A 19163-nucleotide genomic window follows, 5' to 3' on the forward strand; every position below is an offset into this window, starting at 1 on the left:
AAGCGGCGCTGTCCGGCGGCAACAAGCCGTCGGCGCCATCGATAATGGGGACATGGCCACACCATCGTCCCCTTTTTCTTTTCTCGACGGCTTGTTCGAGCGCATCGGCAGCCGAATCCAGCCGCCCGCCTGGGCAGTCCACGAGATCCAGCATCGCGCGGTTCTGTTCCTGAACCACGTGCTGCAGCAGGAGCCCGAAGCCCAGCAGCGGCTGGTGCGCCAGAAGGGCCGGGTGGTGCAGTTCGAATGGCGCTTCGTCACCATGCGGCTGGTCGCGACACCCGCGGGGCTGCTCGACCTCGCACCCGAGGGCGCGATTCCCGAACTCACGCTGATCGTGGCTGATGCGTCGCCGCTGGACATCGCGCGCAGCACCTTGCGCGGCGACAAGCCGACCGTGCGCATCGTCGGTGACGTGCAGCTGGCGGCCGAGGTCAATTGGCTGGTCGACCATGTGCGCTGGGACGTCGAGGACGACCTGGCCCGCCTGATCGGCGACGTGCCTGCTCATACGGTGGCCGGCGTTGCGCGCAAGGTCGCCGGCGCGGTGCGTCAGTTCGCATCCGGCAAGCCGGGACAACCGGGCTCCCGCGGCGCGAGCGCCGAATGAGTCGCCTGTACCGCGGCGTCTTCATCGTCTGGGTCGCGCTGCGCTACGGCCTGGACGAGCTCGTGCTCACGAGCTTCCAGAAGCCTTGGCTGCGCATCGTGGCCCGCATCGTCTCGATCGGACGCAACCTCGATGCGCCGCGCGGCCAGCGGCTGCGTGAGGCGCTGGAGCGGCTCGGCCCCATCTTCGTGAAGTTCGGTCAGGTGCTGTCGACGCGGCGCGACCTGCTGCCGCCCGACATCGCCGACGAGCTGGCCTGGCTGCAAGACCGCGTGCCGCCGTTTCCCTCCGCCATCGCGATTGCGACCATCGAACGTGCCTTCCGCCGACCGCTCGCGGACATCTTCGTGCAGTTCGACGAGACGCCAGTGGCCAGCGCGTCGATCGCGCAGGTGCACTTCGCGACCATCCGAGACCGCCAGGGCATCGTGCGCGATGTGGCCGTCAAGGTGCTGCGTCCCGGCATGCGCAGCATCATGGAGAAAGACCTGGCGCTGATGGCCATGATGGCGCGCTGGGTCGACAGCCTATCGGCCGACGGCAAGCGCCTGAAGCCCCGTGAGGTGGTGGCCGAATTCGACAAGTACCTGCACGACGAGCTCGACCTGGTGCGCGAGGCCGCCAACGCCGCGCAGCTGCGCCGCAACATGGAAAAGCTCGAGCTGGTGATGATCCCTGAGATGTTCTGGGACTTCTGCCACCCCGAGGTGATGGTGATGGAGCGCATGCATGGCGTGCCGATCGCCCAGCTCGACCGCCTGCGCGCTGCCGGCGTCGACATCCCGAAGCTGGCGCGCGACGGCGTCACCATCTTCTTCACCCAGGTGTTCCGCGACGGCTTCTTCCACGCCGACATGCACCCTGGGAACATCCAGGTCAGCCTGGCCCCGGCGACCTTCGGGCGCTACATCTCGCTGGACTTCGGCATCGTGGGCACGCTCACCGAGAGCGACAAGGAATACCTGGCGCAGAATTTCGTCGCCTTCTTCCGGCGCGACTACAAGCGCGTGGCCGAGCTGCACCTGGAGAGCGGCTGGGTGCCCGAAGGCACGCGCATCGACGAGCTCGAAGCAGCCATCCGCACGGTTTGCGAGCCGTACTTCGATCGGCCGCTGAAGGAAATCTCGCTGGGCATGGTGCTGATGCGCCTGTTCCAGACCTCGCGCCGCTTTCATGTCGAGATCCAGCCGCAGCTGGTGCTGCTGCAGAAGACGCTGCTCAACATCGAGGGGCTCGGCCGCCAGCTCGACCCCGAGCTCGACCTCTGGGCCACGGCCAAGCCTTTCCTCGAAAAGTGGATGGTCGACCAGATCGGCCCGAAGCGGCTGTTTGCGCAGTTGCGCGCCGAGGCGCCGCGCTACGCCAAACTGCTGCCGCAGTTCCCGCGCCTGCTGCATGAATTCCTGGACAACCGGCCCGCCGACCACCGGCGCGAACTGCTGGAACTTCTCGCCGCGCAGAAGCGCACCAACCGTCTGCTGCAGATCGTGATCGCGGTTGGCATAGGTTTTGTATTGGGTTTGATCGTGATGCAGGCCGTGGTCCGCATCCGTCTGTTCTGAGCCCCCACCGTCCGCTGCCGGATTGATCAACGAGGAGAGCCCGTCGTGTTGTTGACCCTGGTCATCGTCTATCTGCTTGTCACGATCGCCATCGGCCTGTACGCCGCAAAGCGCGTCAAGAACACCACCGACTTCGCGATCGCCGGGCGGCACCTGCCGCTCTTCATGATCGTCACGACCACCTTCGCCACCTGGTTCGGCTCCGAAACGGTGCTGGGCATTCCGGCGAAGTTCATCGAGGGCGGGTTGGGCAGCGTGGTCGAAGACCCCTTCGGCGCCGGCACCTGCCTGATCCTGGTGGGCCTGTTCTTCGCGGGCAAGCTCTACCGCATGACGCTGCTGACCATCAGCGACTATTACCGGGAGCGTTACGGCCGCGTGGTCGAGGTGGCCTGCTCGCTCATCATCATGCTGAGCTACCTGGGCTGGGTCTCGGCGCAGGTCACGGCGCTGGGCTTGGTGTTCAACGTGCTCTCGGGCGGCGCCATCGGTGTGTCGCTGGGCATGGTGATCGGTGTGGTGTCGATCCTGGCGTACACGCTGTTCGGCGGCATGTGGTCGGTCGCGGTCACCGACTTCATCCAGATGATCATCCTGGTCGTCGGCCTGGCCGTGATCGCCGTCTTCGCAGGCCAGATGGCTGGCGGTGCCGACAAGGTGGTGGCCTTCGCCGTCAGCAAGGACCTCTTCAGGTTCTGGCCCGAGCCCAACTACAAGGACATGGTGTTCTTCTTCGCCGCGGCCATCACCATGATGCTGGGCTCGATTCCCCAGCAGGACGTGTTCCAGCGCGTCATGTCCGCCAACAGCGTGAAGGCGGCCACGCGCGGGCCGGTGATCGGGGGCATCGCGTACATCCTGTTTGCCTTCGTCCCGATGTTCCTGGTCGCGAGCGCTCTGTTGATCATGCCGGAGCAGACCGCCGCGCTGCTCAAGGACGACCCGCAGAAGGTGCTCCCGACGCTGGTGCTCGAGAAGATGCCCTTCGTGATGCAGGTGCTGTTCTTCGGCGCGTTGCTCTCGGCCATCAAGTCGACCGCCTCGGCCACGCTGCTGGCGCCGAGCGTGACCTTCACCGAGAACATCTGGCGCCAGTTCCGGCCCGCCGGCACCGACCGTGAGAACCTGCTGACCATGCGTATCACGGTGCTGGTGTTCAGCGCGGCGGTGCTGGCCTATGCGATCCGCATGCAGGGCACGCCGATCTACGAGCTGGTGTCGGGCGCCTACCAGGTGCCGCTGGTCGGCGCCTTCGTGCCGCTGGTGTGCGGCCTGTACTGGAAGCGCGCCACGACGCAGGGCGCGATGGCGGCGGTGGTGGGGGGTATCGGCACCTGGCTGCTGTTCCTCGCCATGCCCTGGGGCGAAGCATTCCCGGCGCAGCTGGCCGGGGTGCTCGCCGCTTTCGTGGGCATGGGGGTCGGTTCGCTGGCGCCGCAGTGGGTGGCCAACACCCACACGCCGCACCGACCGCTGGCCGTCGACCCGGCCTGAAGGGTGGGGCGCCTGCAGGGCGCGACCCTATAATCGTGGGCTTTGCGAGCGGCCGCTGCGCCGCCTATTTTCCGCTCCACATCCCATGCCCATCTACGCCTACAAGTGCAGCGCCTGCGGCTTTGCCAAAGACGCGTTGCAGAAAATGTCCGACGCCCCTCTCACGGTGTGCCCGGCATGCGGGGCAAGCACTTTCCAAAAGCAGGTCACGGCCGCCGGTTTCCAGCTCAAGGGCTCGGGCTGGTACGTGACCGACTTCCGCGAGGGCGGCGGCAAGACCGCTGCCGCCCCGGCCGCGGATGCAGCCACCCCGGCCAAGCCGGCGGCGGACGGTGCGGCTGCGCCGGCGCCGGCGCCCGCTGCGGCCGCCCCGAGTCCTGCGCCGGCGCCCGCACCGGCGCCGACGACCAAGAACGACTGAGGCCGCGTCATGCACGCGCTGCGCAAATGGCTGTTGTCGGGCCTGCTGGTCATCGTGCCGCTGGTCATCACGCTGGGCGTGCTCAACTGGATCATCGGCACGCTCGACCAGACGCTCTGGCTGCTACCCGAGCACTGGCAGGTCTGGCTGACCGAGCACCGCGTGCGCGGCCTGGGTGTGCTGTTCACCCTCGCCATCCTGCTGGTAGTCGGTGCGGTCGCCAGCAACTTCGTCGGCAAGCGCCTGCTGGGCTGGGGCGACGCGGTGGTGCGGCGCATTCCGGTGGTGCGCTCGATCTATTCGAGCGTGAAGCAGGTGTCCGACACGCTGTTCTCGGAAAACGGCAACGCCTTCCGCACGGCGGTGCTGGTTCAGTGGCCGCGTGAAGGTGTCTGGACCATCGCATTCGTCACCGGCACGCCCGGCGCCGACGTGGTCGAACACCTGGGCGGCGGCGACTATCTCGGTGTCTACGTGCCGACCACGCCGAATCCCACCGGCGGCTACTTCGTGATGCTCAAGCGCAGCGACTGCATCGAACTCAAGATGAGCGTGGACGATGCGCTCAAGTACATCGTCTCGATGGGTGTGGTCGTCCCTGGCGGCCCTGCCACCCTCGCAACCTCCAAATAACGCGCCGTTCCCGGCGCCGGAATCGACTTATGGCCATGCGTTCTCACTATTGCGGTCTCGTGACCGAAGCCCTGATGGGCGAAACCGTCACCCTGTGCGGCTGGGTCAACCGGCGACGCGACCATGGCGGCGTGATCTTCATCGACGTGCGCGACCGCGAAGGCTACGTGCAGGTGGTGTGCGACCCTGACCGCGCCGCGACCTTCGCCGTCGCTGAAGGCGTGCGCAACGAGTTCTGCGTGCAGATCAAGGGCCTGGTGCGTGCGCGCCCCGAAGGCACGACCAACGACAGCCTCAAGAGCGGCAAGATCGAAGTGCTCTGCCACGAGCTGAAGGTGCTGAACCCCTCGGTCACGCCGCCTTTCCTGCTCGACGACGACAACCTGTCGGAAACCACCCGCCTCACGCACCGCGTGCTCGACCTGCGCCGCCCGGCGATGCAGCGCAACATGATGCTGCGCTACAAGGTCACGATGGAGACGCGCAAGTTCCTCGATGCCAACGGCTTCATCGACATCGAGACGCCGATGCTCGGCAAGTCGACGCCCGAAGGCGCGCGCGACTACCTGGTGCCCAGCCGTGTGCACGACGGCAGCTTCTTCGCGCTGCCGCAGTCGCCGCAGCTCTTCAAGCAGCTGCTGATGGTGGCCGGCTACGACCGCTACTACCAGATCGTCAAGTGCTTCCGCGACGAGGACCTGCGCGCCGACCGCCAGCCCGAGTTCACCCAGATCGACATCGAGACGTCCTTCCTCGCCGAGGAAGAGATCCGCGAGATGTTCGAAGGCATGGTGCGCACCATGTTCCGCAACGCCGCGGGCATCGACCTGCCGGTGTTCCCGACCATGACGTACGGCGACGCGATGTTCAAGTACGGTTCGGACAAGCCCGATCTGCGCGTGAAGCTCGAGTTCACCGAACTCACCGAGCTGATGAAGCGTGTCGAGTTCAAGGTGTTCTCGAACGCCGCGACCATGAAGGACGGCCGGGTGGTGGCCCTGCGCGTGCCGGGCGGCGGCGCCGAGGGCGGCATGTCGCGCGGCGAGATCGACGCCTACCAAGAGTTCGTCAAGATCTACGGTGCCAAGGGTCTGGCCTACATCAAGGTCAACGACGCGGCCGCCGGCCGCGACGGTCTGCAGAGCCCGATCGTCAAGAACCTCGACGACGCGACGCTGGCCGAGATCATCGCGCGCACCGGTGCGCGCAACGGCGACATCCTGTTCTTCGGCGCCGACAAGGAAAAGGTCGTCAACGACGCCATCGGCGCGCTGCGCGTGAAGATCGGCCACAGCGCCTTCGGCAAGAAGGCCGGCCTGTTCGAAGACCGCTGGGCACCGCTCTGGGTGGTGGACTTCCCGATGTTCGAGTTCGACGAGGAAGGCCAGCGTTGGTCGGCGGTGCACCATCCGTTCACCGCACCGAAGGACGGCCATGAAGACCTCATGGACACCGCGCCCGAGAAGTGCATCGCCAAGGCCTACGACATGGTGCTCAACGGCATCGAGATGGGCGGCGGATCGGTGCGTATCCACCGCGAGGAAGTGCAGAGCAAGGTGTTCCGCGCGCTCAAGATCAGCGCCGAGGACGCCCAGCTCAAGTTCGGCTTCCTGCTCGACGCGCTGCAGTACGGCGCGCCGCCGCACGGCGGTATCGCCATCGGCCTGGACCGCCTCGTGATGCTCATGACCGGTGCCGAGTCGATCCGCGACGTGATCGCCTTCCCCAAGACCCAGCGCGCGCAGGACCTGCTCACGATGGCGCCGAGCCCGGTCGACGAGAAGCAGCTGCGCGAACTGCACATCAAGCTGCGCAACACACCCCAGGCCGTCTGATGCAGCCATGACGACCAGCCCCCGGCCCTGGAAAATCCCGGAGTCGGTGTTGGTCGTGATCCACACGCCGGCCCTCGACGTGCTGCTGATCCGCCGCGCCGACGCCGAAGATTTCTGGCAGTCGGTGACGGGCAGCAAGGACACGGCCGACGAACCGATCGCCTGGACCGCTGCGCGCGAGGTGGCCGAGGAAACCGGCATCGACTGCAGGCCCGGCACCGCGCTGGCATCGCAGCTGCACGACTGGCAGTTGCATAACGTCTACGACATCTACCCGCGCTGGCGCGCGCGTTACGCGCCCGGCGTCACACGCAACACCGAGCATCTGTTCGGGCTGTGCGTGCCCGAACGCATCGTGCCGGTGCTGTCGCCGCGCGAGCACACGGCCTGGCAATGGCTGCCTTACCGCGACGCGGCGGACGCCTGCTTTTCCCCTTCCAATGCGGAAGCCATCCTGCTGCTGCCACAATTTGTCCGATGAACGCGACCGCGAACACCTTTCGGGTGGCGACCTACAACATCCACAAAGGCGTGCAGGGCATCGGGCCGGCCAGCCGGCTGGAGATCCACAACCTCGGCCACGCCATCGAGGGCCTCGACGCCGACATCGTCTGCTTGCAGGAAGTGCGCAAGATGAACCGGCAGGGCGCCTTGCGCTTCGCCCGGTGGCCCGACATGCCGCAGGCCGACTTCCTGGCACCCGAGGGCTACACCGCCGTTTACGAAACCAACGCCATCACCCGCCATGGCGAGCACGGCAATGCGCTGCTCACGCGCTGGCCGGTGGTGCGCACCACGCACCGGGACATCTCCGACCACCGCTTCGAGCAGCGCGGCCTGCTGCATGTGCAGATCGAGGTCGACGGCCGGATGGTGCATGCGATCGTGCTGCACCTGGGTCTGATCAAGGGCAGCCGGGTGCGGCAGATCGCGCAGTTGAAGGACTTCATCGACCGCGAGATACCGCCGGAAGACGCGCTGATCGTCGCCGGTGACTTCAACGACTGGGGCGCGCGCATGCGCTATGCGATGAATGCCATGGGCCTGCGCGACTCCAGCGACCTGCGCGGTCCGCCCACGCTGACCTATCCGTCGCGCCTGCCGGTCACGCAGCTCGATTTCATCTACGCACGTCAGTTGGCGCCTGCCGCTTGCACGGTCCCGCGCGGCCCGATCTGGGCACGGATGTCGGACCACCTGCCGCTGCTGACGGATTTCGCGCTCCCTCACTCATAGCGCCTCACGGCGCCAGAGTGCCCTGGGTGGCATGTGTTTCGGCCTTCGCTGGTACGATTCCCGGATGCTCAGGAAGACCGACGCCCCCCCGCCCTCCGACACCCCGGCCGATGACGAGGGTACGCCCGTGTCCGTCAAGATCCGCGAGCGCCTGAAGGCTGCGCGCAAGCGCTTCAACGCCAACGACAACATCGCGGAGTTTCTGCAGCCGGGCGAGCTCGATGCATTGCTCGACGAGGTCGAAGTCAAGATGAAGGCTGTGCTCGACAGCCTGGTCATCGACGTCGAGAACGACCACAACACCGACAACACGGCCCGCCGTGTCGCGAAGATGTATCTCAACGAGGTCTTTCGCGGTCGGTATGTACCCCCACCCTCGCTGACCGAATTCCCGAACGCGGAGCATCTGAACGAGCTGATGATCGTCGGCCCGATCACCGTGCGCAGCGCGTGCTCGCACCACTTCTGCCCGATCATCGGCAAGCTGTGGATCGGCGTGATGCCCAACGAGCACACCAACGTGATCGGCCTGTCGAAGTACGCCCGCCTCGCCGAATGGATCATGGGCCGCCCGCAGATCCAGGAAGAGGCGGTGGTGCAACTGGCCGACCTGATCCAGCAGAAGACACAGCCCGACGGCCTGGCGCTGGTCATGGAGGCCGAGCACTTCTGCATGGCCTGGCGTGGTGTGAAGGAAATGGACAGCAAGATGATCAATTCCGTCATGCGCGGCGTGTTCCTGAAAGACCCGAACCTCCGCCGCGAATTTCTTTCCCTCCTGCCGCGCAACCGCTGAACGCCATGCTCGTACGCCTCCTCTATGCCAGCCGCGCCGTCGACACCAGCAGTCCTGCGATCGATGCGATCCTGGCCCAATCGCGGGCGCACAACACGGCCTGCGGCATCACCGGCATCCTCTGTTACGGCGCGGGCATTTTCCTGCAGGCCATCGAGGGTGGGCGCAATGCGGTGAGCGAGCTCTACGGCCACATCCAGCAGGATGTTCGTCACAAGGATGTGGTGCTGCTGCATTACGAAGAGATCGACGAGCGCCGCTTCGGCGGCTGGACGATGGGGCAGGTGCAACTCACCAAAATCCACGCCGCGATCCTGCTGCGCTATTCCGAACGCCCCGAGCTCGACCCCTATGCGGTGTCCGGCAAGGTGTCGCTGGCGCTGCTCGAAGAGCTGATGGCCACCGCGGCCATCGTCGGGCGCAACTGAGCCGCGCCGCACCAGTGGCTGGCGCTGCGGCCCGCAGAGCGACCGCATGACCCCACCGCTGCTGGGCTGTGATTTCTCCAGCGCACCCACTGCGCGCAAGCCGATCGTCGTGGCCCTTGGCCACGAGCGCGGCGGACGTGTGACGCTGTCGCAACTGCTGCCCTTCACGACACTCGATGGCTGGGGCCAATGGCTGGTCGACACGCCCGCTTGGGTCGGCGGCTTCGATTTGCCCTTCGGCCTTCCGCGTGAATTGGTGCTTCAACTAGGCTGGCCGACGACTTGGCCCGAACTGATGGCGCACTACACGGCGATGAGCCGTGCGGACATCCGCACCGCCTTCGTCGCCTTCTGCGCTGCTCGCCCAGTCGGCGGGAAGTTCGCGCACCGTCACACCGACGGTCCGGCCGGCTCCAGCCCCTCGATGAAATGGGTGAACCCGCCCGTCGCCTTCATGCTGCACACGGGTGTGCCTCGCCTGCTCGCGGCCGGCGCCGTGTGCCGGGCTTGCATGCCGGTACGGGCGATGGCGCCAAGGTGGCGCTGGAGGCCTATCCTGGCCTGCTCGCGCGCGAACTCATCGGCCGACGCAGTTACAAGAGCGACACCAGCGCACGCCAGGACACGCCCCGCTGGGTCGCGCGTGCCGACCTGCTGTCGGCGCTGGAACGCGGCCAGACCCGGCTCGGGCTGCGCTTGTCGCTCACGCACGCGCAGCGCGACCAGTTGCTGGCGGACGCCCGAGGCGATTCGCTCGACGCGGTCCTTTGCCTGGTGCAGGCAGCGTGGAGCCAGGCACGGCGCGACAGCGCCGGCCCCGGCTACGGCCTGCCCGCCGACATGGACCCGCTCGAAGGCTGGATCGCGACGGCGTAGGGGGACATCGGCCTCTGCCCCCGTCCTACAGCGCCATGCGGTGCCCGCGCCCCTGTTCCATGCGTGCGCGGTCCTAGATTCGTATGAGACGGTTCGGTCGAACCGTTGCAACCCAAGCAAGGAGTTCGCAATGAACAAGGATCAAGTCGAAGGTCGTGTGGATCAAGCCAAGGGCAAGATGAAGGAAGTGGCCGGCCGTGTGACAGGCAACGAGTCGCTCGAGGCCAAGGGCGAAGCGGAGCAGGTGGGCGGCAAGGTGCAGAGCACCTACGGCGATGCGAAAGAAAAGACGAAGGACGCCCTGAAGTCGGGCGCCGACAAGCTGTGATCATGGGCGTCGGAGCAGGTGTGCCCAGAAACGCACGTCGATGGGCTTCTGCCTCGGCCCTTGCGCTCGCGATCGGTTTGGTGGGCTGTGGTGACCAGGGCGACGGTCGGACAGCTGGGCAGCAAGTCGACGCGATGGTCGCCAAGACCCAGGATGCTGCAGGGCGTGTGGCCGACAAGGCCGAAGTCCTCGCGGATCAGGCGCGCGACAAGGTCGCTGCGTCCGAACCCGCGCTGCGCGAGGGTGCTGCGAACGTGAAGGACGCGGCGCGCGAGACAGGCGCCGCGGTGGCCGGTACGGTCGACGACGTGTCGATCACGGCCAGCGTGTCGAGCAGTCTCGCGAAGGACCCCGCACTGAGTGCGACCCGTATCGACGTCGATACCAAGAATGGTGTCGTGACGTTGCAGGGGCCAGCGCCGAGCGCGGTGGCCAAGTCGCGTGCTGGCGACATCGCGAAGGCCGTCCAGGGCGTCTCGCGTGTCGACAACCGGCTGAGCGTTGCTGCCATGTAACTGGCGAGTTCCGTCTTATCCAGAGAAAACCCGGCATCGCCGGGTTTTTCTTTGTGACTGTCGGGAAGGCTCAGCGGCTGAGCCAATCCTTCAATTCGTCCGCATGCTCCTCTTCATCGGCCAGGATGTCCTCGAGCATGCGTCGGGTCGTCGGGTCCTTGTCGCCGATGAGCTCGATCATCTGGCGGTAAGTCTCGACCGCAACACGCTCGGCCACCAGATTTGCCTTGACCATGGCCTGCAGGTCTTCCGACTCGTCGTAGCTGGCGTGGCTGCGTTGGAGCAGCGTGGCAGGAGAGAAGTCAGGGTCGCCGCCCAGCTGGACGATGCGCTCGGCGATACGGTCTGCGTGGGCCGACTCCTCGTTCGCATGCACCAGAAACTCGTCGGCGATGGCCGGCGAGGACACGCCGCTGGCGGTGAAGTAGTGGCGCTTGTAACGCAGCACGCACACCAGTTCGGTGGCCAGTGCGTCGTTCAATAGTCTGACGACGTCATCGCGCCACGGACCATAGCTCGGTGTCACGGCACCGTCGTCGAGACTCTTGCGTGCGGCATCGATCGCCGCTTCGTCGAGCGTGAGTCGGCCGGTCGATTCGGAATTGCCGCCGGTCGACGCGGCGGCTGAAGCTGTTGCATTCATCGTGGCTCCTTTGAATAGGGACTGTTCTTCGGTTCGTAAAACGACACCGGACGCCAAAGCGTCCGGATGGAAAGGCACGGGTTCTCATTCGGCCCGCGTCGAGCGGAGGAAAACCCGGGTTAGGCTCAGTAGTCGTCGCGCGGGCTGCGGCGGCTGGCCAGCACGATCAGCGCGGTGATGGCGGCGCCTGCGGCCGCCGCGATAAGGACCGAGCGCATCGGTTGGTCCGCGATGTATTTCCCGGTCACGTCGGCGGCCTGCTCGAGACGACGCTGCGCGCGGGCGCTCGTGGTCGAGGCGGCGTCCAGCCCGCGCTGAACGGCCTGCTGGACGCGGGCGGCGATTTGCTCGACGGTGGGTTCGGCTTCACGGCGGAGGTCGCGAACCTTCTCGCCTGCGGCGTTCACGGCGTTTTGCGCATAGGCGCGGGTCGATTCGATGGCGTCATTGGCCGTCTTGTTAGCTTCGTCGGCGAGCTGCGATGCTGTCTTCATGTTCATTGGAAGTTCCTTTCTGAGGATGATGAAATGTGCAGGCCTGTCCATCCTAACGACGTTGCGCTCCCGCAAGGAGCGGGTAAGGAGCGGCTTGGGTCAACGATAGCGCCGGGAGCAGGGGGCCCTGTCAGCAGCGGCGGGCGAGCGTCGTAGGAGAGGAGCGTCAGCCTGCCACCGGCCGAGCGGCCGGCAGCCATGCGCCGACTGGCAGCATGATGCTCACCCGCGTCCCTTTGCCCGGGGACGAGATCACCGTCAGCTTGCCTTGCGCGGCTTCGACCCGATGGCGCATGCCGGCGAGACCATGCGTCGCGGGCCGCAGGCGTTGTGGATCGAAGCCCTTGCCGTCGTCCGTCACGTCGACCGTGACATGCGTGCCGTAGTCCTTCATGACGATCGTCGCCTCCGTCGCCTCCGCGTACTTGCCGATGTTCGTGAGGCTCTCCTGGACCATGCGGTAGACCGTGAGCTGCCGAGATTCGTCGAGCACCACCGGCTCCAGCGCCAATTCGACCTGAAGGCCCGACCGGTCAGCGAACTCGCGGCCCAGGATCTCCAGTGAGGCGACCAGCCCGAGGTTGGCGAGCGAGGAGGGGCGCAGGTCTTCGATGATGCGGCGCTTCAGGGCGATGCCGCTGTTGAGCAGCTCGGTCAGATGCTGCAGCCGTTGCGCCGCATCCGGGGCGTCGGCGAGTCGCGACTTGAGCCGTGCCACGTCCAGTTTCGCGGCCGTCAGCAGCGAGCCGAGTTCGTCGTGCAGCTCGCGGGCGAGATGGCCGCGCTCGTTCTCCCGAACTTCCTGGAGGTGGGTGGCGAGTTCGGCCAGGCTGGCGGTCCGCTCCTGCACCTCGGCTTCGAGCGCGTTGCGCTCGCGCTGCAAGGCCTCTTGCTGACGCTCGCCGACCGAGCGCAGCGCATGTGTCTGCCGCAGGTACAGGTAGAAGGCCACAAGCGCAATGACCGCGATCAGCGCGATGCCGACCCGGGCGAGGCGCAGCGATTTCGCGATCTGCGCCTGTCCACGGCGCAAAGCGGCGTCGCTCCGGTCGACGAGGGCATGGGCCTGCGTACGGATCGCATCCATTTCCTCGCGACCCACCTCGGTGGTGATGACGAACTTCCAGGCATCTTCCTTCCCGTCCTTGCGCAGGCGGACGCTCATGTCCATCTCCGCCATCTTCCGCCCCACGTGTGTGGTCAATTGCGTGAGTTGTGCAATCTCGTCGGGCCGCCCGGCATACAGACTGCGCAGAGTGCTCAGCTGTCCATCGACCTTCCGCACGGCCTGATCGTAGGGTTCGCGATATCTGGCTTCGCCTGTCAACAAATAGCCGCGCTGACCCGTTTCTGCATCGACGACGTTCAGTAGAAGTTCGTTGAGTGTCTGACGGACGTTCTGCGCATCTCGCACGTCGACCAGCGCCCGGTGCGACTGCCTGAAGCCGACTTCGTTGATGCCGATGAGCATCAACGCGGCGAGGGTGGCCAGCGCGAGACTCAAGGCCATCTTCGGAAAAGCTAACCAGCGCATGAGGGCTCCGCAAGACGCCTGACAGTCAAATTCGTGAATAATCGATGCCGTTCAGGGTTCAGCATATTGCGACGATCGAACGCGCAGGAAAACAAAGAAGGTAACAGATGATCAAGATCGGAATTGTGGATGACCACGCCATCGTGCGCTCCGGCTTGCGCCAGTTTTTCTCCGAGCACGTGGATCTGCGTGTGGTCGGCGAAGCGGGCACGGGGCGTGAAGCGATTGAACTGGTTCGCACGACCGAGCTCGATGTGTTGGTGATGGATCTGTCGATGCCCGGCCAGAGCGGCATCGACGCCCTGGCGATGATTCGCGCGAAGGCGCCGGACGTGGGTATCCTCATCCTGAGCGGCTATCCCGAAGAGCACTACGCCATGAACCTGATCCGTCAGGGCGCGAGCGGCTACCTCAACAAGGAATGCGATCCGATCGAGATCGTGAATGCCATCCGGACGGTTTCGCTGGGTCGTCGCTACATCACGCCGGCCGTCGCCGAACTGCTGGCACGCCAGCTCGACCGCAAGGACGACGCGGCGCCGCACGAGCAGTTGTCGGAGCGTGAGTTTCAGGTGTTCCTGAAGCTGGCCAAGGGCGAGACGGCCGGCGACATCGCCAAGACGCTGTCGCTGTCGGTCAAGACGGTGAGTACCTACCGCACGCGTCTGATGGAGAAGATGAACCTCTCCTCCAACAGCGACCTCACTTACTACGCGCTGAAGAACAAGCTCATCGATTGATGGGCGAGGGCGCCGGCCGAGTGCAATGCTCAGCCGGCGCTGCTCTTCGATCGGCGTTCGGCTGTCTGTGCAATGCAGAAATCGAGCAAGGCGTCGATCTCGTTGGATTTGTCGAAGACCGCATCCACGCCCAATTCGGCGCAGCGCTTGCGGATCTCCGTCGTCGCGTAGTTGCTCAGCACCACGACCTTCTGATGCGGCTGCCGTGCGGCACACGCCTGCAGCACGCCGAGGCCGCTACCTTGTTTCAGGAACAGGTCGACGATCGCCAGATCCCAATCGTCGGGATGGTCCATCAACCATTGGCGCGCTTCCCCCTCTGCCTCCGCATGGCCGATGGCCTCGATGCAGGTGAGCTCCTCCAGCGTGCCGACAAGGTTCTCGCGGATCGTGGCGTTGTCTTCGACGATGTAGGTTCTCAAGCGCATGTCCACGTCGAAGAGCGGGCTCCCATGCGTGTCCCGGGATGGTCTGCGGTGCGTGCGAAAGGCATCGTGAGAGAGTGGGCGACTGCGTGGAGGATGGTGCCGGGCGATGCGGGTTCGCCCTGTAGGTGGATTCTGACTGCATTTCGAGGCACTTCGCCGTAGGCAATCGCCCACACCTCCAGACGGGCGGCACCGACCGCCACGCACGCATTGAACGCCTAGGCTTGCGCAGCCGCGCTGACGGCATCCACTGCGCACCGCGTGGTGGCGGTACTCTGCCTCGTCAGGAAGACGCGAGCCAACAAAGGGACAGCCATGCATCACTATTTCTCTCGCGTACCGCGATGGGTCCTCATCGTCGGTACAAGCGTGGGTGCGCTCGTCCTTCTGCTGGTAGTGGTCGTTGTCTTTTTTCCTTGGAACACCCTGCGCGAACCGGTGAACCGCTATGTCAGCGAGAAAACCGGGCGCAAATTCGAGATCACTCGCCGACTCGATGTCGACCTCGGCTGGCGCAGCGCCACCGTGAAGCTCGACGGCGTCGAGTTCGCCAACCCGTCCTGGGCCCGAGACCCGCACTTGGTGAAGGCCGAGCGTGCCGAGGTCGAACTGCGCCTGTGGCCCCTGCTGCGGCAGACCGTGGTGATCCCGCGCCTCGTCCTGACGTCACCCACGGTCGGCCTCCAGATGGAAAAGGATGGACGGCGAACCTGGGCGCTCGGCAAGGACACGTCGGACGAAGGCACGGTGCCCACCATCGGGTTGGTCGAGGTGGACCGGGGCGCGATCGACTTCCTTGCCGCTCATCTGGGCGTCGATCTGCATGCCGACGTGGACTTCGACAGCACGCGCGGCGAGATGCCGCTGAGCTACCGCATCAAGGGCACCTACCAGCGCCAACCGCTGACGGCGCAGGGGCGAACCGGCAATGTGCTTCAGCTCACGCAGGCGGGTCAGCCGCCGTTCCCGTTGGAGATCGACGCAGCCGCAGGGCAGACCAAGCTCAAGGCCAAGGGCACGGTGGCGGCGCTCACCGGGCTCGACGGTATCGATGCCGATTTCGACGTGCGCGGCCAGAGCCTGGGCGATCTTTACCGTCTGCTGGGGATCGCCTTGCCTGAGACGTCCCCGTATGCGTTGAGCGGCCGTTTGCAGAAAAGCGCGGCCGTGTGGGAAGCCAAGGGCATGAAGGGCAAGCTGGGCCTGTCGGACATCGGCGGCGACATGCAGTTCGACCAGGGTCAGAAGATTCCGCGATTGGCTGGCAGCCTGCGTTCGACCGTGATGGACATGGACGACCTCGGCCCGCTGATCGGCATGGCGCCGACGGAGCGTTTGGCCAAGGCGGTGGAAGGCGTCACGCCGCCGCCCACGGTCGAGCAGACGAAGCGCGCGGGCGGCAAGGTGTTGCCGACGGCCACGCTCGACTTCGAGCGGCTGCGCGCGATGAACGCCGATGTGCGTTACACCGCCGACCGCATCCGCAATGTGCGAGAGATCCCGCTCGACAAGGGCAGCGTCCACGTCAAGCTGCAAGACGGCGTGCTGACGCTCGACCCGCTCGACCTGGGCGTGGCATCTGGCCGGCTGGCCGGTGCGATCCGGATCGATGCCACGCAGGCGCCTGCGGATATCCGTGCCTCGCTGCAGATCAAGGCGATGCAGCTCAACCGGCTGATCCCCAAGGTCGAGACCCTGCGAACCAGCTTCGGCCGGCTCGATGGGCGCATCAATCTGGCGGGCCGCGGCGATTCCGTGGCGAGTTGGCTCGGCGGCGCGTCGGGTGACGTGAGCGCCATCACCGGGCGTGGCGAGTTCAGTAATCTGCTGCTGGAATTCATGGGGCTCGACGGTGCCGAGATCATCAAGTTCCTGCTGGGCGGCGACAACAACGTGACCCTGCGCTGTGCGGCTGTCGCGTTTGACGTGAACAAGGGGGTGATGGCCGGGCGCAGTCTGGTCTTCGACACCACCGACACTGTCTTCCATGCCGAGGGGCAAGCCAGCCTGGCGAACGAGACCCTCGACTTCGTGGTGCGCCAGGAGCCCAAGGACATGAGCATCCTGTCGCTGCGCACGCCACTGGTCATCGGCGGCACCTTCGGGTCACCGTCGGGCGGCGTCGAGGCGGCGCCGCTGGCGGCGCGGGGGCTCGCGGCGCTGGCGCTGGGCGCGATCAACCCGTTGCTGGCGTTGGTCGCGACGATCGAGACCGGGCCGGGTGAAGACGCCGATTGCCAGGAAGTGCTGAAGCAGGCGCGCCAGCCGGCCTCGAAGGCCGCGACCGACGGTGCGGCCAAGGGCAAGGCCGCCAAACAGTAAAAGCCGGAGGCTCGCTGTGGCGTCACTGCCCGGACGGGCGCTGGCGGCACACCGGGCAGTCCGGGTCGCGTGCCAGCTGCAGGCTGTCGAAGCGCGTGGCGCGTCCATCGAACATCAGCAGGCGCCCGGCCATCGACGGCGAGATGCCCGCAAGCAGTTTCAACGCCTCACTCGCTTGCAACGTGCCAATGGTGCCGACCACCGGGCCGAAAGCGCCCAGCACAGCGCAGCGCGTCTCCTCGAAGTCCGCATCCGGCGGGAACACGCACGCGTAGCAGGGGGAGGCCGCATCCCGCGTGTCGTACACGCTGAGCTGCCCATCGAAGCGGATCGCGGCCCCCGCCACCAGCGGCTTGGCGTGTTCAACGCAGGCGCGATTGACCGCCTGCCGTGTGGCGAAGTTGTCCGAACAGTCGATCACCACGTCCGCAGTGGCCACCAGGGTGCCGAGCATCGCGTCGTGGGCGCGCAGCGCGTGCGTGACGATGACGATGTCCGGGTTGATCGCGTGCATCGCCTGCGCGGCGGACGCCACCTTGGGGTGCCCGACACGCACGGTGGTGTGCGCGATCTGGCGTTGAAGGTTGGTCAGGTCGACGTGGTCGTCGTCGACCAGCGTGATGTGGCCGACGCCCGCTGCCGCGAGGTAGAGGCAGACCGGCGAGCCCAGCCCGCCGACGCCGATGACCAGCGCATGCCCGGCATCGACGCGCGCCTGGCCGTCGATGCCGTATTCCTCCAGCAGGATGTGGCGCGAGTGGCGCAACAGGGCGTCGTCGTCCACGCGCGCCGACTCCTCAGTTCTCTTTCTTCTCGTCCTTGTTCTCGACGATGACCTGGGTCTTGCTGACCAGCACCGGCGCACCCTTGAGGCGGTTGAGCGCCTGCACCAGCGGGAAGTCCTTGTCGGTTCCGAACTCGGGCACCTTGCGGTCCTGCGGCGGCTTCTTGGCTTCTTCCTCGAGGCGCTTGCGGGCTTCGTCGCGGGCCTTCTCGCGTTCCGGGTCCTTGACTTCGGGGCCCTGGCCGCTGGCCAGGTGCTTTTCGAGGTCGGCCTCGCGCATGCGCAGGGCGGCGAAGGGGCTGCCTTCGGCGCTTTCGTCGACCAGCACGTTGGGCACGATGCCCTTGGCCTGGATCGAGGCGCCGCTCGGCGTGTAGTAGCGCGCCGTCGTGATCTTCAGCCCGGTGTCGGGGCCGAGCGGGCGCACGGTCTGCACCGAGCCCTTGCCGAAGGTCTGGCTGCCCATCACGGTCGCGCGCTTGTGGTCCTGCAAGGCGCCGGCGACGATCTCGCTGGCCGAGGCCGAGCCTTCGTTGACCAGCACGACCAGCGGCACCGTCTTGAGCGCCGCCGGCAGGCCGCGCAGCGGGTCGCTCCCGGCACGGCGCTGGTAGAACTCCGGCGCTGCCTTGTAGACCGACTTGCTCTCGGCCAGCTGGCCGTCGGTCGACACCACCGTCACGTTCTCGGGCAGGAAGGCCGCCGAAATGGCCACGGCCGCATCGAGCAGGCCGCCCGGGTCGTTGCGCAGGTCGAGCACCAGGCCCTTGAGGTTGGGCTCCTGCTTGTAGATCTCTTCGACCTTCTTGACGAAGTCGTCGACCGTGCGCTCCTGGAACTGCGACAGGCGGATCCAGCCGTAGCCTGGCTCCATGACCTTGCCGCGGACCGACTGCGTGCGGATTTCTTCGCGCGTGATCGTCACCGGGAAGGTGCGGTTCTCGTCCTTGCGGAAGATGGTCAGCAGCACCTTGGTGTTGGCCTCGCCGCGCATGCGCTTGACCGCGTCGTTCAGCGACAGGCCGCGCACGGCGGTGTCGTCGATCCGGGTGATCAGGTCGTTGGGCTTGAGGCCGGCGCGGAACGCGGGAGAGCCTTCGATGGGGGAGACGACCTTCACCAGGCCGTCTTCCTGCGAAATCTCGATGCCGACGCCGACGAAGCGGCCGGTCGTGCCCTCGCGGAATTCCTTGAAAGACTTCTTGTCGAAGTACTGCGAATGCGGGTCGAGCCCGGCGACCATGCCGGAGATGGCGTCGGAGATGAGCTTCTTCTCGTCGACGGGTTCGACGTAGTCGCTCTTGACCATGCCGAAGACGGCGGCCAGTTGCTGCAGTTCTTCCAGCGGCAGGGGGGCCAAGGAGCCGCGCGCGACGGTCTGCAGCGAGACGGTGGTCAGCACGCCGGCCACGGCGCCGGCTGCAACCCAGCCGGTGATTTTCAGTTTCTGGCCCATGGGGTGTCCTAGTCGGGTGTCAAGGCAA

Annotated in this window: 20 protein-coding genes and 1 pseudogene; 15 read left to right on the plus strand and 6 right to left on the minus strand. The window is 66.1% G+C overall.

Annotated features, from left to right (window positions below):
* Positions 1 to 52 precede the first annotated feature (52 nt).
* The 13 genes and pseudogenes from ACSFA0_RS15875 (at position 53) to ACSFA0_RS15935 (ending at position 10734) form a co-directional block, all read left to right on the plus strand.
* Positions 53 to 610: a hypothetical protein gene (locus tag ACSFA0_RS15875; protein ID WP_435451234.1), complete on the plus strand. Its 558-nt coding sequence runs from the start codon at positions 53 to 55 to the stop codon at positions 608 to 610.
* Entirely contained in the window at positions 607 to 2172 is a 1566-nt protein-coding gene (ubiB, locus tag ACSFA0_RS15880) for a ubiquinone biosynthesis regulatory protein kinase UbiB (protein ID WP_435451235.1), read from the plus strand. The genes ACSFA0_RS15875 and ubiB overlap by 4 nt, the downstream gene beginning before the upstream one ends.
* Positions 2173 to 2217: 45 nt before the next feature.
* Positions 2218 to 3666 carry a high affinity choline transporter 1 gene (locus ACSFA0_RS15885; RefSeq protein WP_435451236.1) on the plus strand — a complete coding sequence of 483 codons (1449 nt, stop codon included), beginning with the start codon at positions 2218 to 2220 and terminating at the stop codon, positions 3664 to 3666.
* An 85-nt stretch (positions 3667 to 3751) separates the two neighbouring features.
* Positions 3752 to 4087: an FmdB family zinc ribbon protein gene (locus ACSFA0_RS15890; protein ID WP_435451237.1), complete on the plus strand. Its 336-nt coding sequence runs from the start codon at positions 3752 to 3754 to the stop codon at positions 4085 to 4087.
* Between the two features lie 9 nt (positions 4088 to 4096).
* Positions 4097 to 4720 carry a DUF502 domain-containing protein gene (locus ACSFA0_RS15895; protein WP_435451238.1) on the plus strand — a complete coding sequence of 208 codons (624 nt, stop codon included), beginning with the start codon at positions 4097 to 4099 and terminating at the stop codon, positions 4718 to 4720.
* A 29-nt stretch (positions 4721 to 4749) separates the two neighbouring features.
* Positions 4750 to 6555 carry an aspartate--tRNA ligase gene (gene aspS / locus ACSFA0_RS15900; protein WP_435451239.1) on the plus strand — a complete coding sequence of 602 codons (1806 nt, stop codon included), beginning with the start codon at positions 4750 to 4752 and terminating at the stop codon, positions 6553 to 6555.
* 7 nt (positions 6556 to 6562) lie between these two features.
* Entirely contained in the window at positions 6563 to 7036 is a 474-nt protein-coding gene (gene nudB / locus ACSFA0_RS15905) for a dihydroneopterin triphosphate diphosphatase (protein ID WP_435451240.1), read from the plus strand.
* A complete protein-coding gene (locus ACSFA0_RS15910; RefSeq protein WP_435451241.1) occupies positions 7033 to 7791 on the plus strand; it encodes an endonuclease/exonuclease/phosphatase family protein in 759 nt (252 codons plus the stop codon). The genes nudB and ACSFA0_RS15910 overlap by 4 nt, the downstream gene beginning before the upstream one ends.
* Before the next feature lie 64 nt (positions 7792 to 7855).
* Positions 7856 to 8587: a GTP cyclohydrolase I gene (gene folE, locus ACSFA0_RS15915; protein ID WP_435451242.1), complete on the plus strand. Its 732-nt coding sequence runs from the start codon at positions 7856 to 7858 to the stop codon at positions 8585 to 8587.
* A 5-nt stretch (positions 8588 to 8592) separates the two neighbouring features.
* Positions 8593 to 9015: a BLUF domain-containing protein gene (locus tag ACSFA0_RS15920; RefSeq protein ID WP_435451243.1), complete on the plus strand. Its 423-nt coding sequence runs from the start codon at positions 8593 to 8595 to the stop codon at positions 9013 to 9015.
* A 46-nt stretch (positions 9016 to 9061) separates the two neighbouring features.
* Positions 9062 to 9891 (plus strand): annotated as a pseudogene (locus tag ACSFA0_RS15925) (DUF429 domain-containing protein).
* A gap of 130 nt (positions 9892 to 10021) precedes the next feature.
* Positions 10022 to 10219, plus strand: coding sequence for a CsbD family protein (locus ACSFA0_RS15930; protein ID WP_435451244.1), 198 nt, complete (start codon positions 10022 to 10024; stop codon positions 10217 to 10219).
* 134 nt (positions 10220 to 10353) lie between these two features.
* Entirely contained in the window at positions 10354 to 10734 is a 381-nt protein-coding gene (locus tag ACSFA0_RS15935) for a BON domain-containing protein (RefSeq protein WP_435451245.1), read from the plus strand.
* Between the two features lie 70 nt (positions 10735 to 10804).
* Here the strand turns inward: ACSFA0_RS15935 and ACSFA0_RS15940 are convergent, their stop codons facing one another.
* The 3 genes from ACSFA0_RS15940 to ACSFA0_RS15950 all read right to left on the minus strand — a co-directional run bounded on the left by ACSFA0_RS15940 (position 10805) and on the right by ACSFA0_RS15950 (position 13405).
* Positions 10805 to 11377: a ferritin-like domain-containing protein gene (locus tag ACSFA0_RS15940; RefSeq protein ID WP_435451246.1), complete on the minus strand. Its 573-nt coding sequence runs from the start codon at positions 11375 to 11377 to the stop codon at positions 10805 to 10807.
* Between the two features lie 125 nt (positions 11378 to 11502).
* Complete coding sequence (locus ACSFA0_RS15945; RefSeq protein WP_435451247.1) at positions 11503 to 11877, minus strand: hypothetical protein; 375 nt, start codon at positions 11875 to 11877, stop codon at positions 11503 to 11505.
* Between the two features lie 160 nt (positions 11878 to 12037).
* The gene (locus ACSFA0_RS15950) at positions 12038 to 13405 is read right to left on the minus strand and encodes a CHASE3 domain-containing protein (RefSeq protein ID WP_435451248.1); all 1368 of its coding nucleotides are present in this window, start codon (positions 13403 to 13405) and stop codon (positions 12038 to 12040) included.
* 107 nt (positions 13406 to 13512) lie between these two features.
* On the opposite strand from ACSFA0_RS15950, the gene ACSFA0_RS15955 reads away from it, so the two are divergent.
* Positions 13513 to 14145 (plus strand): response regulator, encoded by a 633-nt coding sequence (locus tag ACSFA0_RS15955; protein WP_262075092.1) that lies wholly within the window; start codon positions 13513 to 13515, stop codon positions 14143 to 14145.
* 29 nt (positions 14146 to 14174) lie between these two features.
* On the opposite strand, the gene ACSFA0_RS15960 is transcribed toward ACSFA0_RS15955, so the two are convergent.
* On the minus strand, positions 14175 to 14573 hold the full coding sequence (locus ACSFA0_RS15960; protein ID WP_435451910.1) for a response regulator: 399 nt from the start codon (positions 14571 to 14573) through the stop codon (positions 14175 to 14177).
* 315 nt (positions 14574 to 14888) lie between these two features.
* Here ACSFA0_RS15960 and ACSFA0_RS15965 point away from each other — a divergent pair, with 315 nt between their 5' ends.
* Positions 14889 to 16895 (plus strand): AsmA family protein, encoded by a 2007-nt coding sequence (locus ACSFA0_RS15965; RefSeq protein ID WP_435451249.1) that lies wholly within the window; start codon positions 14889 to 14891, stop codon positions 16893 to 16895.
* A gap of 22 nt (positions 16896 to 16917) precedes the next feature.
* Here the strand turns inward: ACSFA0_RS15965 and ACSFA0_RS15970 are convergent, their stop codons facing one another.
* Together ACSFA0_RS15970 and ACSFA0_RS15975 are read right to left on the minus strand one after the other, a co-directional pair.
* On the minus strand, positions 16918 to 17679 hold the full coding sequence (locus ACSFA0_RS15970) for a HesA/MoeB/ThiF family protein (protein WP_435451250.1): 762 nt from the start codon (positions 17677 to 17679) through the stop codon (positions 16918 to 16920).
* A 13-nt stretch (positions 17680 to 17692) separates the two neighbouring features.
* On the minus strand, positions 17693 to 19135 hold the full coding sequence (locus tag ACSFA0_RS15975; protein WP_435451251.1) for a S41 family peptidase: 1443 nt from the start codon (positions 19133 to 19135) through the stop codon (positions 17693 to 17695).
* Positions 19136 to 19163: the final 28 nt, after the last annotated feature.

It is taken from the genome of Variovorax restrictus (assembly GCF_051216715.1).
Classification (GTDB): domain Bacteria; phylum Pseudomonadota; class Gammaproteobacteria; order Burkholderiales; family Burkholderiaceae_C; genus Variovorax.

What these genes read in the sequence shown, in the direction of transcription:
- ACSFA0_RS15875 (WP_435451234.1), top strand. Translation starts at nt 53, where the DNA reads ATGGCCACACCATCGTCCCCTTTTTCTTTTCTCGACGGCTTGTTCGAG.
- ubiB (WP_435451235.1), top strand. Translation starts at nt 607, where the DNA reads ATGAGTCGCCTGTACCGCGGCGTCTTCATCGTCTGGGTCGCGCTGCGC.
- ACSFA0_RS15890 (WP_435451237.1), top strand. Translation starts at nt 3,752, where the DNA reads ATGCCCATCTACGCCTACAAGTGCAGCGCCTGCGGCTTTGCCAAAGAC.
- ACSFA0_RS15895 (WP_435451238.1), top strand. Translation starts at nt 4,097, where the DNA reads ATGCACGCGCTGCGCAAATGGCTGTTGTCGGGCCTGCTGGTCATCGTG.
- aspS (WP_435451239.1), top strand. Translation starts at nt 4,750, where the DNA reads ATGGCCATGCGTTCTCACTATTGCGGTCTCGTGACCGAAGCCCTGATG.
- nudB (WP_435451240.1), top strand. Translation starts at nt 6,563, where the DNA reads ATGACGACCAGCCCCCGGCCCTGGAAAATCCCGGAGTCGGTGTTGGTC.
- ACSFA0_RS15910 (WP_435451241.1), top strand. Translation starts at nt 7,033, where the DNA reads ATGAACGCGACCGCGAACACCTTTCGGGTGGCGACCTACAACATCCAC.
- folE (WP_435451242.1), top strand. Translation starts at nt 7,856, where the DNA reads ATGCTCAGGAAGACCGACGCCCCCCCGCCCTCCGACACCCCGGCCGAT.
- ACSFA0_RS15920 (WP_435451243.1), top strand. Translation starts at nt 8,593, where the DNA reads ATGCTCGTACGCCTCCTCTATGCCAGCCGCGCCGTCGACACCAGCAGT.
- ACSFA0_RS15930 (WP_435451244.1), top strand. Translation starts at nt 10,022, where the DNA reads ATGAACAAGGATCAAGTCGAAGGTCGTGTGGATCAAGCCAAGGGCAAG.
- ACSFA0_RS15935 (WP_435451245.1), top strand. Translation starts at nt 10,354, where the DNA reads ATGGTCGCCAAGACCCAGGATGCTGCAGGGCGTGTGGCCGACAAGGCC.
- ACSFA0_RS15940 (WP_435451246.1), bottom strand. Translation starts at nt 11,377, where the DNA reads ATGAATGCAACAGCTTCAGCCGCCGCGTCGACCGGCGGCAATTCCGAA.
- ACSFA0_RS15945 (WP_435451247.1), bottom strand. Translation starts at nt 11,877, where the DNA reads ATGAACATGAAGACAGCATCGCAGCTCGCCGACGAAGCTAACAAGACG.
- ACSFA0_RS15950 (WP_435451248.1), bottom strand. Translation starts at nt 13,405, where the DNA reads ATGCGCTGGTTAGCTTTTCCGAAGATGGCCTTGAGTCTCGCGCTGGCC.
- ACSFA0_RS15955 (WP_262075092.1), top strand. Translation starts at nt 13,513, where the DNA reads ATGATCAAGATCGGAATTGTGGATGACCACGCCATCGTGCGCTCCGGC.
- ACSFA0_RS15960 (WP_435451910.1), bottom strand. Translation starts at nt 14,573, where the DNA reads ATGCGCTTGAGAACCTACATCGTCGAAGACAACGCCACGATCCGCGAG.
- ACSFA0_RS15965 (WP_435451249.1), top strand. Translation starts at nt 14,889, where the DNA reads ATGCATCACTATTTCTCTCGCGTACCGCGATGGGTCCTCATCGTCGGT.
- ACSFA0_RS15975 (WP_435451251.1), bottom strand. Translation starts at nt 19,135, where the DNA reads ATGGGCCAGAAACTGAAAATCACCGGCTGGGTTGCAGCCGGCGCCGTG.